Below are 16,167 nucleotides of genomic sequence, written 5' to 3' on the forward strand. Positions count from 1 at the left end.
CAATTACACAACTCGTACTTTCTCAGCTTTCTGTACGTCTCTGTATAGTTGCTTAGTAATCTACTCATCTATGTATTTAACTTCATTTAAATTATAAGTAAGAGTCTAAACTTTGTCAATTTCTAAAAAATCATATGGTGTTATCTTTGCCATATTAATCATAGGATCAATCTTAGAAATAGTGTCTTCTGTTAAAACAATAGATTGATGATCATTTGATGTTTCGGATTCACGTATATCATCCGTATCGTTAAAATACTGTCGTAAAAACGTTGCCAAGTACGTTAACCTTGTTTGTCCTTCTGTCGTTAATCCTATGTTAAACGCCTCCGCTTCACCTAAAAAGACAAGCGATTGCTTTGCGCGTGTAAGACCAGTGTAAAGTATGGGTTTTTGTAACATTCGAAAATACTGCTTAACTATAGGCATAATCACAATTGGAAATTCTGATCCTTGTGCTTTATGAATTGATGTGCAATAAGCATGTGTCAGTTCAATTAAATCTGATCGTATGAATGTAATTTCATTTCCTTCAAAATCTACTACGACTACATCTTTATTCAAATCATTTTCTTTTGCCCAAAAAATACCAACAATCTCTCCAATATCTCCATTGAATATATTGTCGTTTGGCCTGTTGACAAGTTGTAACACTTTGTCCCCTTTACGAAACTTTACTTCACCAAAATCAATTTCACGATGTTCATCATCGTGTTTTGGGTTTAATATATTTTGTAAAACTTCATTTAATTTTTTTATCCCAGCACTACCACGGTACATCGGAGCTAACACCTGAATATCTGACATCGTATATCCTTTTTTGACAGCATTTTTTACAACTTTATCAACAACACTAGGAATTTGTTCAGCATGACATGGAATAAACGAGCGATCATGATATCTTTCAGTAATGTCAACGTTAAGTCCTGTTTTCATACGATGTGCTAATTCAATAATGCTCGAACCATCTTGTTGTCTGAAGACTTCAGTTAAGTTAATTCTAGGTAGTACACCTGTATCAATTAAATCTTTAAACACTTGACCAGGACCAACTGATGGGAGTTGATCTTCATCACCTACAAGTATCACTTGAGCATCTATTGGCACAGCTGATAAAAATTGATGAAACAACCATGTATCTACCATTGACATCTCATCAATAATAATAAGCTTTGCACTGATTTCATAATCTAAAATATCGTCTGGCTTTGTTTCTTGACTCCAACCAATAAGGCGGTGAATGGTAGTTGCTTCAAGACCTGTAGATTCATAAAGTCGTTTAGAGGCACGGCCAGTCGGTGCAGCAAGTGCAATCGGAAACTCATCCTCTTCATAATCATTATAATCTAAAGATAAACCGTGTAATTCTGCATATAATTGAACAATCCCTTTAATTACAGTAGTCTTTCCTGTTCCTGGCCCACCTGTTAATAACATGACTTTGTGTTTCATTGCATTTTCTAATGCATCTTTTTGAGAAGGGGCATAGTATACATGATTTTGTTCCTCGATTTGACCAATTTGTAATTGAATGTCCGAATCGTCAAATTTTGAAATCATTTCAACATTGCTCAAAATTTTAAATAAGTTTTGAGTACTTTTTAGTTCAGAATAATAGAGGCTCGGTAACGACACATTTTCTTCAAAGTTGATTAACTTTTTTTCTTCGTATAAGAATGTCAAAGTTTCTTTAATTTGTGTTGTTTCAATCGTTATATTTTGATTTTTGGACAATAACTGTACCGCTTCATTGATAAGAGTTGATTCAGGTAGATATGTATGACCTTGTTTAATACATATTTCTTCAATTAAATAAAGCAATCCAGCTTTCAAACGATCTTGATTCGTTGGTGCTATACCAAGTTGTAATGCAAGTTGATCAGCTTTTTGAAACCCTACACCTCGGATATCAAAAACCAATTGATACGGATTATTTTCAACGATTCGGATGGTGTCAGCTTTATAATATTGATAAATATCCATTGATAACTTTGCACCGAAACCTAGTTCATTTAGGCGAATCATTATTTGTTCGCTTTCCCGATTTTGGGTAATCAGTTCAGCAATTTGTTGTTGCTTTGCTTTAGATAATTTAGGAACATCCGATAGAACAGATTCATCTCTTAATATTTGGGTAATAGCGTCTTCACCAATTGTATTTACGATTGATTCTGCTGTTTTTTTACCTATCCCTTTGAATAAATCGCTTGATAAATAAGCAATAACAGCATCTTTTGTTTGAGGGATTTCCTTTTGAAATGTCTCAGCTTTAAGTTGTTGGCCGTATCGAGGATGTAATACGATATGACCATGAAATATATACGTTTCGTCTTCCACGATGTCTGGAAAAAACCCAACAACCGTAGCCATATCACCGAAATCGCCATTTGACTCAAGAACTTCCACTTTTAAAACAGTGTAAAAGTTTTCGCTATTTTGAAATAAAATAAATTCGATATTCCCTTTGATATATGTGCTATCTAATAATGTTGGGTTTTCCACAATCTTAGCCCTCCTCCTCTTCTTTTATAGCTTTAAAGGTTTTCAGCGCATGTTGACTTAACAAGTGACTAGAATCCATTTGTATCGCACGTTCAAATCCTTTTATAGCTACATCGATATTCTCATTTTGCATATACATCGCTAGTGTTAAATTATATTGTGCATCTGCATGTTGGTCATCATATTCTAAAATTTGATTCAAAATTGGAATGGCTTGATCGAATAATTCAAGTTCGCATAATACTAATGCATATTGAAATTGTAACGCGATATCATCAAACGCTTGATCCAATTCAGATGCACGCATTAAGTATGGTAACGCTTCTTTTTTAGCATTAAGTTGAACAAAAGATAAACCTAACATAAAATTCGTATCTTTAGTATCAAAGCCCTTTTGTTTTGCAATTTGATACAATTTAATGGCTTCTTGAAAGCGTTGCTCATTAAAATAGATATTCGCAAAATTATAATAAATACTGCCGTTTTCAGGTTGCAACGTTATAGCGCGTTGAAAGAAACGTTCAGCTTTTTCAGTCTCATTCGCTTCAGCAAGTAGTATACCCGAGTTGATGTAATTTTCTACTTCTTCGGGGTTGTTTTCAATATTATCAAAACAGGCTTGTAATGCTTTATCGAAATGCCCTTGTTGTATCAATTGATGAATCTTTTCGTGTTCCATTGTTATTATCACCTTATCGTTATTTTAAGTTATATATCGACATACTAATCTATTAAACAATATAACTTAATTGGCCAGAATGCTTATATACATCATCTATTGTTGCACCGCCTAAACAAACTTCACCATCATATAGAACAACTGCCTGCCCTGGTGTGATTGCACGAACTGGTTCGTCAAATACCACGCGTATACTATTTGCGTCTTCTCTTGTAACTGTGACTGGTGTATCTTTTTGACGATATCTAAATTTAGCAGTACATTTCAGAGGAGTTGTCATGTCTATGTCGTTTACAAACGATACATCTGATGCAATTAAATAATCACTGTATAATGCATCATGGTGAAATCCTTGTTCAACATACAATATATTATCTTTTAAATTTTTACCTACAACAAACCAAGGATCGCCGTCTCCACCAATACCTAATCCATGACGTTGTCCAATAGTGTAGTACATCAAACCACTATGTGTTCCTTTAACTTCACCATTTAAAGTCCGCATCTCACCAGACTTTGCAGGTAAATATTGTGAAAGAAATGTTCTAAAATTGCGTTCACCAATAAAACAAATACCTGTTGAATCTTTTTTCTTAGCGGTCGCTAGATTTTGTTCAAGTGCAATTTCTCTCACTTGCTTTTTATCCAAATGACCCAGTGGAAACATGACACGTTCCAGTTGTTGATGTGTCAGTTGATTTAAAAAATAAGTTTGATCTTTATTGTTGTCGACACCGCGCAGCATTTCAACTTTGCCATTTTCATTTCGTCGAACTTGAGCATAATGTCCAGTTGCTACATAGTCAGCGCCGAGCTTTAACGCATGCTCTAAAAATGCCTTGAATTTAATTTCTTTATTACACATGACATCAGGGTTAGGAGTACGTCCTTTTTGATATTCTTCTAAAAAGTAAGTAAAGACTTTATCCCAATATTCTTTTTCAAAATTAACAGCGTAATAAGGAATACCTATTTGGTTACATACAGCAATCACATCATTGTAATCTTCAGTCGCTGTACATACACCATTTTCATCAGTATCATCCCAGTTTTTCATAAATATACCTATGACATCATAGCCTTGCTCTTTTAATAAATGTGCAGTAACAGAACTATCTACGCCCCCTGACATTCCCACTACTACACGCGTTTGTTTTTGTGTCACGTATGTTCCTCCTTAAATTTTAAATAAATTTTTTGAATTTCAATCACAATTTGCTTAATATCTTCAATAGTCATTACTTCATTTAAACTAATACGAATGGATTGTGTAACTCGGTTGCTCTTTTTGTACATTGCCGCTAATACATGCGAAGGGACGGTTGAACCTGCTGTACATGCTGATCCTGATGAAACATAGATACCTGATAAATCTAATAAAGTAAGTAATGTCTCAACATCTATAAAAGGAAAATATAAATTTATAATATGATTCGTACTGTCTACCATTGATCCATTTAATTCAAATGGTACTGAACGTTCTTGGAGGCCCACGATTAACTGCTCTTTTAATAATGCAAGATGAACATTATGGCGGTCCCTATTTTTTTCAGCGCATTCTAGTGCTTTTGAGAGACCAACAATTTGCGCAACATTTTCCGTACCTGCACGTCGTTTGCTTTCTTGTTCGCCACCATGTTGGAGAAATTGCATATGCGTTCCTTTCTTGATATATAACGCTCCAATACCTTTAGGTCCTCCAAATTTATGTGCTGTTAAGCTTAAAGCATCAACACCAAATTCGTTGACGTCTATTTCTAAATGCCCGATTGCTTGAACAGCGTCCATATGAAAATATGCCGAACTTTGGCTCATGATATGTTGGATATCATAAATATGCTGAACTGTACCTACCTCGTTATTGACAAGCATAATGGATACAAGTATCGTATCCTCTCTTAATGATTGTTTAAGTTGTTCTATATCAATCAGCCCATTCTCATCAACATCAAGGTACGTCACTTCAAATCCTTGCTTTTCAAGATGTTCAAAAACATGCAAGACAGAATGATGTTCAATTTTTGTCGTAATTAAATGCTTGCCTCTATCTTGATGGGCTAGTGCAATGCCTTTAATAGCAGTATTGTTAGACTCTGTGGCACCACTTGTAAAAATAATTTCATTAGGATTTGCATTTAAATACTTTGCCACTATACGTCTTGATTCATCTACAAAGCGTCTTGCATCACGGCCTTGCGAGTGAATAGAAGACGGATTACCATAATGATTTTTATAAATGTCCATCATTGCTTCGATAACTTCTGGTTTGACTGGCGTTGTTGCTGCATAATCTGCATAAACACTCATAATATATGACAGTCCTTTCTCATATTCAATGTTCCTATTTTAGCATTAGTTTTTTTAAAATTCTAGTCTATTGTTTGATGGGAAGTCCTAGTATATATGATAAAAATTGTATCAATATTTATTAAATTATGATTTCAGATGAAGTTTTTCTTATGGAAAGTGAGACAAAAAATGATACGTTACATGATAAACCGTTCGTTTAATTCAGAATACAATACGTGATATAGTATAGATAGCATGAAATTAATGATGTATGAAAGGAGCAGTATGTATTGACGACACATCTTAAATATTCAGCACTTAACCTTGTTCCAATCCGCGAAGGTTACAGTGATATGGATGCAATTGACCAACATATTATATTGGCAAAACACTTAGAAAAATGTGGTTACGAGCGTTTATGGATTGCAGAACATCATAATGCACCTAACCTTGTAAGCTCTGCAACGTCACTTTTAATCCAACATACTTTAGCCCATACAAAAACAATGCGCATCGGTTCAGGCGGAATTATGTTGCCTAATCATGCGCCATTAATAGTAGCTGAACAATTTGGTACACTTCATAAAATATATGGAAACCGTGTTGACTTAGGTTTGGGTCGTGCTCCAGGTACTGATATGGCAACTGCTAGTGCCCTAAGACGCAATCAACATGATGGTGTATATCAATTTCCAGAAGAAGTACGACAACTCTTACAGTATTTTGGACCTGAAACAAATCAAGGCTATGTTAAAGCGATACCTGCAGTTGGAACAGACGTCCCCATTTATATACTAGGTTCCTCAACTGACTCTGCTCACGTTGCAGCCAGCGAGGGGTTACCTTATGTTTTTGCAGGACATTTTGCACCTGATCAAATGAAAGAAGCTCTTGAAATATATCGAGAACGCTTCGAACCATCTCGTCATCTTGAACAACCTTATATCATCGTTTGTTTAAATACAATTGTTGCAGAAACTGATGCCATTGCTCACCACTTAGCGACAACCCAAGTTCAAGTTTTTGCAAACATCTTAAACGGTAGAATGCGCAAAATACAACCTCCAGTTGAAGATTTATCAACTATCTTGTCACCTCGTATTTTAACAATGTCTCAACAGCGTGTCGCACAATCACTTATAGGTAGCGATGAAACCGTGAAAGAAAAAATTAAAAATTTTCTAATAGAATACGGTAATATTAATGAGATTATGGCTGTAAGCTACATTTACGACGAATCAGCACAACATCAATCCTATGCGCGATTTAAACACATAATGGACGATTTAAATCAGGCGAAACATATAACTTCATAAATACAATTCACTATTTAAAAATCCTCAAAATTCATTATTCATGAACTTTGAGGATTTAATGTTTAAATGGATGAAAAGGCGTTTAGGATTTGAACATCATTTTTGCAACTGAAAGACCGTTTATAGGCTCCTCAGAAGAAAATGTTGTTATATACTAACCTCTGTAATATCAATTCTTATTTTTTATCTCCAGTAAACTTATCAAGAGCATCTTTTGCTTTATCTAAAATGCTACCATCTTCTTTTTTACTATCCTTGTTTTGAGAATCTTGATATTTATCATAGGCGTCTTTTGCTTTGTTTAAATATTCTTCGCCTTGCTTCTTATCCATTATTTATCCTCCTTATTACCTTTGAATTTATCAATAAATTCATTTGCTTTATTTTTTGCGTTTTCAACAACTTCTTTTGCCTTACCTGAAGCTTTATCCTCTTTACCTTCATTTTCTAATTGCTTATTATCAGTAACATTGCCTACTGTTTCTTTTACGTTACCTTTTGCTTGTTCGAATTTGTTTTCATTTTCTGCCATGTTGAAAAACCTCCTTGAATACTAATTTCTTTAATAGTATTCCACGGGTTATTATTTTTAAACATGCATATTAAAATTCTTCATATATAGCAGGGTCTTGATTTTTTCTGCGTCCATTTTTTTGTGTTAACTGATCTATTGTATTTAAATCATCTTGTGATAATTCAAAGTCAAAAATTGAAATGTTTTCAATTTGTCTTGCTGGTGAGGTTGCTTTAGGAATTGGCATGATGCCATTTTGTATATGCCACTTCAAAATGACTTGAGCTACTGTTTTTTCATGTTTTTCTGCTATTTCTGCCAGTACTTGCTCTTGCATAACACCATTATCTCGACCTAATGGACTCCATGCTTGCGTCAAAATACCTTTTTTCATGTGAAATGAAATCATATCTTTTTGATTAAAGTAAGGGTGGCATTCTATTTGATTAACGACTGGTAAAACACCTGTTTCTTTTTCAAGTGCTTCAATATGCTCTGGCAAAAAGTTACAAACCCCTATCGATTTTATGAGGCCCGCTTTTTGAGCAGCTATCATTGCTTTCCATGCTTCAACATATTTTCCTTGTTTAGGGTTTGGCCAATGAATTAAATACAAATCGATATAATCTAGTCCCAGTCGATAAAGCGATTCTTGAATCGTTACAAATACGTCATCATATGCTTGATAACGACCAGGAAGCTTGGATGTTACAAAAAGTTCACAACGCGGGACGTGGCTCATTTTTATTGCTTGTCCTACAGCACCTTCGTTCTCATAATTATATGCGGTATCTAAAACCCGATATCCAATGCGAATGGCCTCACTCATTGCATGTGCACCCATAGTACCATTCAATTTGTATGTTCCAAAGCCTAATTGATCAATATTTTGATTATTATTTAATTTATATGTATCCATCGTAAACCTCCTCTTATTTAATATAGTTTAAACAATCTGGAAAGCAAAAAATAATGAATATGACGACGTTGAACCAGTGAATAGTGTTTACTACTGATGTCGCACTGTTTGGAAGAAGGATTTTAGACAGCTTACGCTAAACTTAGATAAAGAACATATAACCTTCGAGCTTATCACTTTGTTCTTTATAATCTGCTAAGGATTGTAAAGTCGTTTGGTCTAACACATCTTTGACAGCGTCTCTCATTTGTAACCAGAGTTTTTGTTGTGCTGGCGGTTCTGATTCGATACGTTCAACAATGGTTAATGGTCCTTCTAATAAACGTATAATATCACCTGCTGTTATCTCTTCGGCTGGCATTTTTAATTCATAACCACCTTTTGCACCTCTCACACTGCGAATAAGTCCAGCATTTCTTAAAGGCCCAACGAGTTGCTCTAAGTATAAATCGCTTAAATTATTTTCTTCAGCTATTGTTTTTAATGATACGCAGCCTGTCCCTTTTCTTTTAGCCAATGCAATCATCAAAGTTAGACCGTATCTTCCTTTAGTAGAAATTTTCATATTTTAACCTCACCTTACATAATCCGATTTACTTAAAATTTAACAGTATTTATATTATTATAATACCAATATAGCTACACTACAAAGCATAACATATTTTATATTAATATTATGTAAGGATTGGAGTAATTTTAAATGACTGTAGAGCCTTTAGCTTCACGAATGAGACCGCAAAATATTGATGAAATAATAGGTCAAGATCATTTAGTAGGTCCACGTGGTATTATTAGACGCATGGTTAATGCTAAGAGACTTTCCTCTATCATTTTATATGGTCCTCCTGGAATTGGTAAAACAAGTATTGCACAAGCAATAGCAGGTAGTACAAAATATAAATTCCGTAAACTCAATGCTGTGACACATACTAAAAAGGATTTGCACTATATTGTTGAAGAAAGTAAAATGTCAGGCCAAATTATATTATTACTAGATGAAATACATCGATTAGACAAAGCAAAGCAAGACTTTTTATTACCCCATTTAGAAAATGGTCAAATTGTCCTTATCGGAGCAACAACATCTAATCCTTATCACGCCATTAACCCTGCTATAAGATCAAGGGCGCAAATTTTTGAGCTTTATCCATTAAATAGTGATGAGATTAAGCAAGCACTAACTCAAGCACTTAACGATGACGAAAAAGGACTTAAAAATTTTGCAGCTACAGTTGAAGATGATGCTATTGAATATTTCGCCACGCAAAGTCAAGGCGATGTTCGAAGCGCATTGAACGCATTAGAGTTGGCGGTGTTAAGTGCAAATGATTCTCCTATTCGCATTACATTTGAAGATGCAAAAGATTGTCTTCAACGTGGCGCTTTTATAAGTGATAAAGATGGTGATATGCATTATGATGTGATGAGTGCATTTCAAAAATCGATACGTGGCAGTGATGTAGATGCAGCACTACATTATTTAGGCCGTTTAATTCAAGCTGGTGACCTTCCAACAATAACAAGACGATTGCTCGTTATAAGCTATGAGGATATTGGCTTAGCATCACCAGGAGCAGGTCAACGTACTTTAGCAGCCATTGAAGCAGCTGAACGACTAGGGTTTCCAGAAGCACGTATCCCTCTAAGCCAAGCTGTTATAGAATTGTGTTTATCTCCAAAATCCAACTCTGCAATACGTTCAATTGATAGTGCACTATCTGATATTAGAAACGGTCAAATAGGTCAAATCCCTGATCATTTAAAAGACGGTCATTATCAAGGTGCTAAGGCGCTTGGACGCGCTATTGGCTATCGATATCCGCATGATTACGAAAATGGACATGTCATACAACAATATTTACCAGATCAACTCCAAAATCGACGTTACTACGAAGCAAAAACAACATCTAAAATTGAAAAGCAATTTGGTGAAATATACCAAAACTTAAAAAATAAAAAGTAAAAATATAAAAAGCATTAGAATATCTCAATAGTTAATGACTATTGCATAGATACTTAATGCTTTTTAGCTTTTATTTATCTTTAATACGTTGAACATGAATATTTTTAAGTATGTCATTGCACACATAACTTGCGCATATTAATCCGACAACACTAGGCACGTATGCGTTGGATGAAGGTGGCATTTGTGCTTTTCTATTTTGTCCTTTTGCATCCCCTACTTTTTCTTTAACATCTTCTCGAATCACAATTGGACTTTCATCTGAAAAAACAACAGGAATCCCTTTTTTAATCCCTTTTTGTTTAAGTTTTTGACGAATAATACGTGCGATTGGATCGGTGTGTGTCTTAGAGATATCATCTATTTTGAAGCGAGTTGGATCAATTTTATTAGCTGCGCCCATACTTGAAATAATTTTAATCCCCTTTTTTAAACATTGTTCCATTAAATGCACTTTATAAATAATTGTATCGCTAGCATCCACAATATAATCAATGCTGTAATGATCAAATAGTTGTTCGTAGGTTTCTTCGGTATAAAACATATGTAGTGGTGTTACTTTACATTCAGGATTGATTAATTTAATACGTTCTTCCATCAGCGAGACTTTACTTTGACCTACCGTGGAAGTCAAAGCGTGAAGCTGACGATTCACATTCGTAATATCAACGTCATCTTTATCAATCAAAATAATATGACCAATATTTGTTCGTGCTAGTGCTTCGGCAGCAAATGAACCGACACCTCCAACGCCTAACACAACTACTGTAGTATTTTTGAGTTGGCTTAATCCTTCTTCTCCAATTGCAAGCTCATTTCTTGAGAATTGATGTTTCATCTATTGAACTCCTTTTTAATACATTCATAAATCTCACTTGTTCTAAAATCACAAAAATTCAACTGGCTATCGCTATTGCTTATACTGTTATATCATTTAGCACAGTTTAACTTATATTTTGATTTAATTTCAAAAAAATACGCAAGACATAATGTCTTGCGTACCGATAGAATCCGTTGTGCCGTAGTTTAAAGTGCTTGATCATTTTGGCCTGCTATATACAGGTGGGTGTCCTGTTTCTTGCTTTGCACGTCCTTCTACAAAGGCGTGTGCGCTACAAGAAAACCTATTGGACTCCCTGATCAAAGAGTGTTAGGTCAAAATACATAAAGCGAACTTACGAACACTACAGACGACTATCTTATGTTTATATCATAACACAAGATTTAAAGATGGCAAACTAAAAATACTTTGCTCATCCTTTACTTATAGCATTATTTCTTAATACGTAAAGACAACTCATCTAATTGACGATCAGATACAGTGCTTGGTGCATTTGTTAATAAGTCTGTTGCAGATGCTGTTTTTGGGAACGCAATCGTATCGCGTAAGTTTGTTTGTCCTGTAAGCAACATCACTAAACGGTCTAATCCAAGTGCAATACCTCCATGGGGTGGTGCACCATACTTAAAGGCATCTAATAAAAATCCAAATTGCTCTCGTGCTTCTTCTTGACTAAAGCCTAATGCTTTAAACATTTTTTCTTGTAATTCACCATCATGAATACGTATTGAACCTCCACCAAGTTCATAGCCATTTAATACGATATCATATGCTTGCGCTTGTGCTGTTTCAGGTGCCGTTTCTAATTTTTCAATATCATCTACTTTAGGTGAAGTAAATGGATGATGCGCGGCTACATAGCGATGTGCTTCATCATCATATTCAAGTAAAGGCCAATCAGTGATCCATAAGAAATTTAATTTGTTCGTATCAATTAAGCCTCTGTCTTTACCAAGTTTATTACGTAAAGCACCTAAACTTTGCGCCACTACTTCTTTACTATCCGCTACAAATAAAACTAAGTCACCTGCTTTTGCAGAAGTAAGACGTGTTAATTCAGAAACATGCGGTTCTTCAAAAAATCGTGCTATCGGCCCAGTTAATCCGTCTTCAACAACTTTGACCCATGCCAAACCTTTAGCGCCATAAATATTAACAAATTCAGTTAAACCATCAATATCTTTACGTGTATAATCATTAGCAGCATTTTCAACTACTAAAGCTTTAATCTCGCCACCGTTTTCAATAGCATTTTTGAAAACTTTGAAATCCATTATTTCACCAAGTTTTGAAACATTTAAAAGTTCCATACCAAAACGCGTATCCGGCTTATCACTACCGTAACGTTCTATAGCTTCATGATACGTCATACGTGGAAATGATTCTTCTATCTTAATCCCTTTCACATCTGACACAACTTTTTTAAGCATTTTTTCGCCTAGCGCCATGACATCTTCTTGTTCAACAAAACTCATTTCAATATCGACTTGTGTGAATTCCGGTTGGCGGTCTGCACGCAAATCTTCATCTCTAAAACACTTAACAATTTGGTAATATTTATCAAATCCACTAATCATTAACAGTTGTTTGAATAACTGTGGCGATTGAGGAAGTGCGTAAAATTCACCTTCATGCACACGCGAAGGAACTAGATAATCACGTGCTCCTTCAGGCGTTGATTTTGTAAGAATAGGTGTTTCAACATCATAAAACCCAGCATCATCTAAATAACGACGAATCGATTGCGTTGTTTGGTGTCTCATTTTAAATGTTTGCGCGAACTCTTCTCGACGTAAATCTAAATAACGATATTTTAATCGAATATTTTCATCAACTGTTAAATTTTCTTCATTAATGGAAAATGGAGGTGTTTCAGATTTATTAATAATCTCAATCGATTTCGCTTGCACTTCAACTTGACCTGTTCTAATTTTAGGATTAACTGTTTCATCATCTCGTTTTGTTACAGTACCTGTAATTTCAACGACATATTCTGATCGAATACGTTCGGCTGTTTGTAAGGCTTCTTTTGAAAACTCAGGGTTAAATACAACTTGAACATATCCTTCTCGGTCACGAACATCAACGAAAATCAGTCCGCCTAGGTCTCGACGGTTATGAACCCAACCTTTTAATGTAATCTCTTGTCCTAAATAGTCTTCTGTTACTAATCCACAATACGTTGTTCTTTTCCTCATTACTTACTCTCCTCCAAAATATAACTGGATATACCATCAAGAGAAACTTTTGTTGCTTCCCCTGTTTCCATGTTCTTAATGTCGACTTGCTTTTGTTCTAATTCTTGATCACCTAGTACAATAGTGAATTTTGCATTTAAACGATCGGCCTGCTTCATCTGGCCTTTTAATTTACGTGATAAATAATCTTTATCCACTTTGATACCATTATGACGTAAATGATTAAGCAATTGAACTGCATATTGATCAGCAACATCTCCCATAGTTGCTATAAATAAATCAATCGTATTATCGACTGGTAGTTCAATTCCTTCTTCCTCTAGTGCTAAAAGCAAACGTTCGATACTTAATGCAAAACCAATACCGGTTTGTTTAGGTCCGTCTAACAGTTCTAAAAGACCGTTATAACGACCTCCACCACATAAAGTTGTAATAGCACCATCATAAGATTCATTATCCATCATTAATTCAAAGGCCGTATGCGTATAATAATCTAAACCTCTTACTAAACTTGGGTCAACCACATAGTTGATATTCAAACGATCTAAATGCGATTTAACCGCTTCAAAGTAGTCTTTTGAATAGTCATTTAAATAATCTGTTATAGATGGTGCTGTTTTCATCTCTGGTTTATCTTTGTCAACTTTACAATCTAGTATTCTCATAGGATTGGTCTCTATACGATTTTGACAATCTTGACAATAGGTATGAATGACTGGTTTGAAGTGTTTTCTTAACGCTTCTTGATATTCAACACGTGATTCGACATCACCAACACTATTAATCACAAGTTTGAGTTTTTTTAATCCAAATGATTCATAGATATGCATGACCATAGCTAGAATTTCTGCATCAATTGATGGGTCTTCTGCACCGATAGCTTCTACCCCAAACTGATTAAATTGACGATAACGCCCCTTTTGCTTACGCTCATATCTAAACATGGGTCCATTATAATATAATTTAACCGGCTGATTAGGTAAGCCTTGCATTTTGTTTTCGATATAACTTCTAACAACTGCTGCAGTTCCTTCAGGACGTAACGTAATACTGCGATCACCTTTATCTTTAAATGTATACATCTCTTTTTGTACAACATCTGTTGAATCTCCTACACCACGAGCAAAAAGATCAGTACTTTCAAAAATAGGTGTACGGATTTCTTGATAGTTGTATAGTTCCATTAACTGTTTCAGCTGGTCCTCAATATAATGCCATTTGGGGGATTCACTTGGCAAAATATCTTGTGTTCCTCTAGGTATGTGTATCATTATAAACACCTCTTTTTATTCATTCAGTTCAAAATAAAAACGTCCCTTGTATGCCATTTTCACATACAAGGGACGTTAACTTAGGACGTGTTGCCACCCTCATTTAAGATAGACTTAAGTTGTCTATCTATACTCTAAGCTAGTAACGTTAGCTAATCGATACTACTTTTAATAGCATCCCTCTTCTTGTGTTCAATCAATATAGATCGAAGATTTATCTTTCAGCCAGTGGATAAATTCTCTTTTATTCATCGCTCTATACAAAGTTCAAGAATACAAACGGTTTTATATATAAAATTCAGTATTAATCATAACTGTTTTTTTTGTTACTTTCAAGGTATTAACTTAAAAAATATGTTTCAAGACCATCAACGATTGCATTTTCAACAATAGTTCGATAGTTTTTATCTCGTATCATGACCTCATCTGTTGGATTGCTGATGTAGCCTAATTCAACTAGTACAGCAGGTAACTCTGTTTGTCGTAACACTTGAAAATTCTCTTGTCTTGAGCCTCTATTGGAGAGTAACGCTTTTTTTTGAATGCTAGCGTTTAATGTGTCTGCCAAACGTTCTTGCTGTTCATGATACCAATATACAGTCGCCCCGTTCGCATTAGATGATTCTAAAGCGTCATTATGAATACTTATGAAAACATCACCCTCACCTTGACGGTCTTTTAATTTCACATATGTATCATCAGTACGGGTCATCTTAACTTTAGCACCTTTTTTTTCGAGAAGCTTTTTTAATTCAAGTCCAGTTTTGAGTGTCATATTCTTTTCAAGTGTTTTTTTACCCGTCCGGCTAGCAGCGCCTTGATCTCCACCCCCATGCCCTGGATCAAGTATAACAACTTTTCCTTTGAGTGGTTCAGCATTAGGGTCAACATCTTTTGGAATATCAAGGGAAGTATGCCACCCAGCTATCCATCCTTTTTTCTTTTCGTCTGGGGATATCACTTCCAACCATTTTCCATCTTTCGAAACAATTTTAAATGATTCACCTTTTCGAACTTGATAGATTTCTGGATAAGCCGCATTTGGACCGGTACGTAACTCTGATTCTTCAATTATCTGTAATTTTTTCTCTTTTTGATTACTTAACAATGCAATTGAGCAAATCACAATTCCCAAAATGGCTATCATAAATAGTAGTACATAAAACTTATGAATATTAATTCTTTTGGATTTTAACCACTTTTCAAACTGTTTCATATCACTTGACCGTCTTCACTTTCATAAATTACAGTTACTGGACCATCATTTTCAATATCTATCACCATATCTGTTCCAAACTCCCCTGTCTTGACAGGAATATCATGTGATCTCAAGTAAGTATTAAACTGTTCATACAACTGATTTGCTTCCTTAGGTGACATTGCTTCTGTAAAGCTTGGACGATTACCCTTTTTGACATTAGCATAAAGCGTAAATTGTGATATCGATAAAATTTCGCCTTGTATTTGTTGAATATTATGATTCAATTTGCCATTCTCATCTTCAAATAAGCGAGCATTCACTATTTTTCGCGCTAAAACGTGTGCGTCTTGTAATGTATCAAATTTGGAAATACCAACTAGTAGACAGAATCCTTGATGAATCGAATGATGTATATTTTCATTCGTCACTGCTGCAGATTTTACTCTTTGAACAATAATTTTCATGAATATTCAC

At 34.8% G+C, this 16,167-nt stretch carries 15 protein-coding genes and 1 other RNA gene; 2 read left to right on the forward strand and 14 right to left on the reverse strand.

What is annotated here, in order from left to right; all coding sequences use genetic code 11:
- Positions 1–105: 105 nt before the first annotated feature.
- From recD2 to C7J90_RS09675, 4 genes are read right to left on the reverse strand one after another with little or no spacing between them, the layout of a single operon-like run.
- A complete protein-coding gene (gene recD2, locus C7J90_RS09660; RefSeq protein WP_103209987.1) occupies positions 106–2,502 on the reverse strand; it encodes an SF1B family DNA helicase RecD2 in 2,397 nt (798 codons plus the stop codon).
- 4 nt (positions 2,503–2,506) lie between these two features.
- Complete coding sequence (locus C7J90_RS09665) at positions 2,507–3,181, reverse strand: tetratricopeptide repeat protein (RefSeq protein ID WP_103209989.1); 675 nt, start codon at positions 3,179–3,181, stop codon at positions 2,507–2,509.
- Positions 3,182–3,233: 52 nt separating this feature from the next.
- Complete coding sequence (gene mnmA, locus C7J90_RS09670) at positions 3,234–4,346, reverse strand: tRNA 2-thiouridine(34) synthase MnmA (RefSeq protein ID WP_103209990.1); 1,113 nt, start codon at positions 4,344–4,346, stop codon at positions 3,234–3,236.
- Complete coding sequence (locus tag C7J90_RS09675; RefSeq protein ID WP_103209992.1) at positions 4,343–5,488, reverse strand: cysteine desulfurase family protein; 1,146 nt, start codon at positions 5,486–5,488, stop codon at positions 4,343–4,345. The genes mnmA and C7J90_RS09675 overlap by 4 nt, the downstream gene beginning before the upstream one ends.
- A 335-nt stretch (positions 5,489–5,823) precedes the next feature.
- On the opposite strand from C7J90_RS09675, the gene C7J90_RS09680 reads away from it, so the two are divergent.
- Complete coding sequence (locus tag C7J90_RS09680; protein ID WP_232618955.1) at positions 5,824–6,786, forward strand: LLM class flavin-dependent oxidoreductase; 963 nt, start codon at positions 5,824–5,826, stop codon at positions 6,784–6,786.
- 176 nt (positions 6,787–6,962) lie between these two features.
- Here C7J90_RS09680 and C7J90_RS11995 read toward each other — a convergent pair whose 3' ends face one another.
- The 4 genes from C7J90_RS11995 to cymR all read right to left on the reverse strand — a co-directional run bounded on the left by C7J90_RS11995 (position 6,963) and on the right by cymR (position 8,784).
- Positions 6,963–7,118 carry a hypothetical protein gene (locus C7J90_RS11995; protein WP_167388997.1) on the reverse strand — a complete coding sequence of 52 codons (156 nt, stop codon included), beginning with the start codon at positions 7,116–7,118 and terminating at the stop codon, positions 6,963–6,965.
- Positions 7,118–7,318 carry a CsbD family protein gene (locus C7J90_RS09685; RefSeq protein ID WP_103209995.1) on the reverse strand — a complete coding sequence of 67 codons (201 nt, stop codon included), beginning with the start codon at positions 7,316–7,318 and terminating at the stop codon, positions 7,118–7,120. The genes C7J90_RS11995 and C7J90_RS09685 overlap by 1 nt, the downstream gene beginning before the upstream one ends.
- Positions 7,319–7,388: 70 nt before the next feature.
- Positions 7,389–8,219 carry an aldo/keto reductase gene (locus C7J90_RS09690; protein ID WP_103209996.1) on the reverse strand — a complete coding sequence of 277 codons (831 nt, stop codon included), beginning with the start codon at positions 8,217–8,219 and terminating at the stop codon, positions 7,389–7,391.
- Positions 8,220–8,361: 142 nt separating this feature from the next.
- Entirely contained in the window at positions 8,362–8,784 is a 423-nt protein-coding gene (gene cymR / locus C7J90_RS09695) for a cysteine metabolism transcriptional regulator CymR (RefSeq protein ID WP_103209998.1), read from the reverse strand.
- A gap of 135 nt (positions 8,785–8,919) precedes the next feature.
- Between cymR and C7J90_RS09700 the strand changes: the two genes are divergently transcribed.
- Positions 8,920–10,182, forward strand: coding sequence for a replication-associated recombination protein A (locus tag C7J90_RS09700; protein ID WP_103210013.1), 1,263 nt, complete (start codon positions 8,920–8,922; stop codon positions 10,180–10,182).
- A gap of 70 nt (positions 10,183–10,252) precedes the next feature.
- On the opposite strand, the gene C7J90_RS09705 is transcribed toward C7J90_RS09700, so the two are convergent.
- The 6 genes from C7J90_RS09705 to dtd form a co-directional block, all read right to left on the reverse strand.
- Complete coding sequence (locus C7J90_RS09705) at positions 10,253–11,020, reverse strand: tRNA threonylcarbamoyladenosine dehydratase (RefSeq protein WP_103210015.1); 768 nt, start codon at positions 11,018–11,020, stop codon at positions 10,253–10,255.
- A 166-nt stretch (positions 11,021–11,186) separates the two neighbouring features.
- Positions 11,187–11,378: non-coding RNA, 6S RNA (ssrS, locus tag C7J90_RS09710), on the reverse strand.
- A 76-nt stretch (positions 11,379–11,454) separates the two neighbouring features.
- The gene (gene aspS, locus C7J90_RS09715) at positions 11,455–13,221 is read right to left on the reverse strand and encodes an aspartate--tRNA ligase (RefSeq protein WP_103210017.1); all 1,767 of its coding nucleotides are present in this window, start codon (positions 13,219–13,221) and stop codon (positions 11,455–11,457) included.
- Positions 13,221–14,492: a histidine--tRNA ligase gene (gene hisS / locus C7J90_RS09720; RefSeq protein ID WP_103210018.1), complete on the reverse strand. Its 1,272-nt coding sequence runs from the start codon at positions 14,490–14,492 to the stop codon at positions 13,221–13,223. Before hisS ends, aspS begins: the two co-directional genes overlap by 1 nt.
- Before the next feature lie 340 nt (positions 14,493–14,832).
- A complete protein-coding gene (locus C7J90_RS09725; RefSeq protein ID WP_103210020.1) occupies positions 14,833–15,708 on the reverse strand; it encodes an N-acetylmuramoyl-L-alanine amidase family protein in 876 nt (291 codons plus the stop codon).
- Positions 15,705–16,157 (reverse strand): D-aminoacyl-tRNA deacylase, encoded by a 453-nt coding sequence (dtd, locus tag C7J90_RS09730; RefSeq protein ID WP_103210022.1) that lies wholly within the window; start codon positions 16,155–16,157, stop codon positions 15,705–15,707. Before dtd ends, C7J90_RS09725 begins: the two co-directional genes overlap by 4 nt.
- Positions 16,158–16,167: the final 10 nt, after the last annotated feature.

Origin of the sequence: Staphylococcus felis (assembly GCF_003012915.1) — a bacterium.
Lineage (GTDB): Bacteria > Bacillota > Bacilli > Staphylococcales > Staphylococcaceae > Staphylococcus > Staphylococcus felis.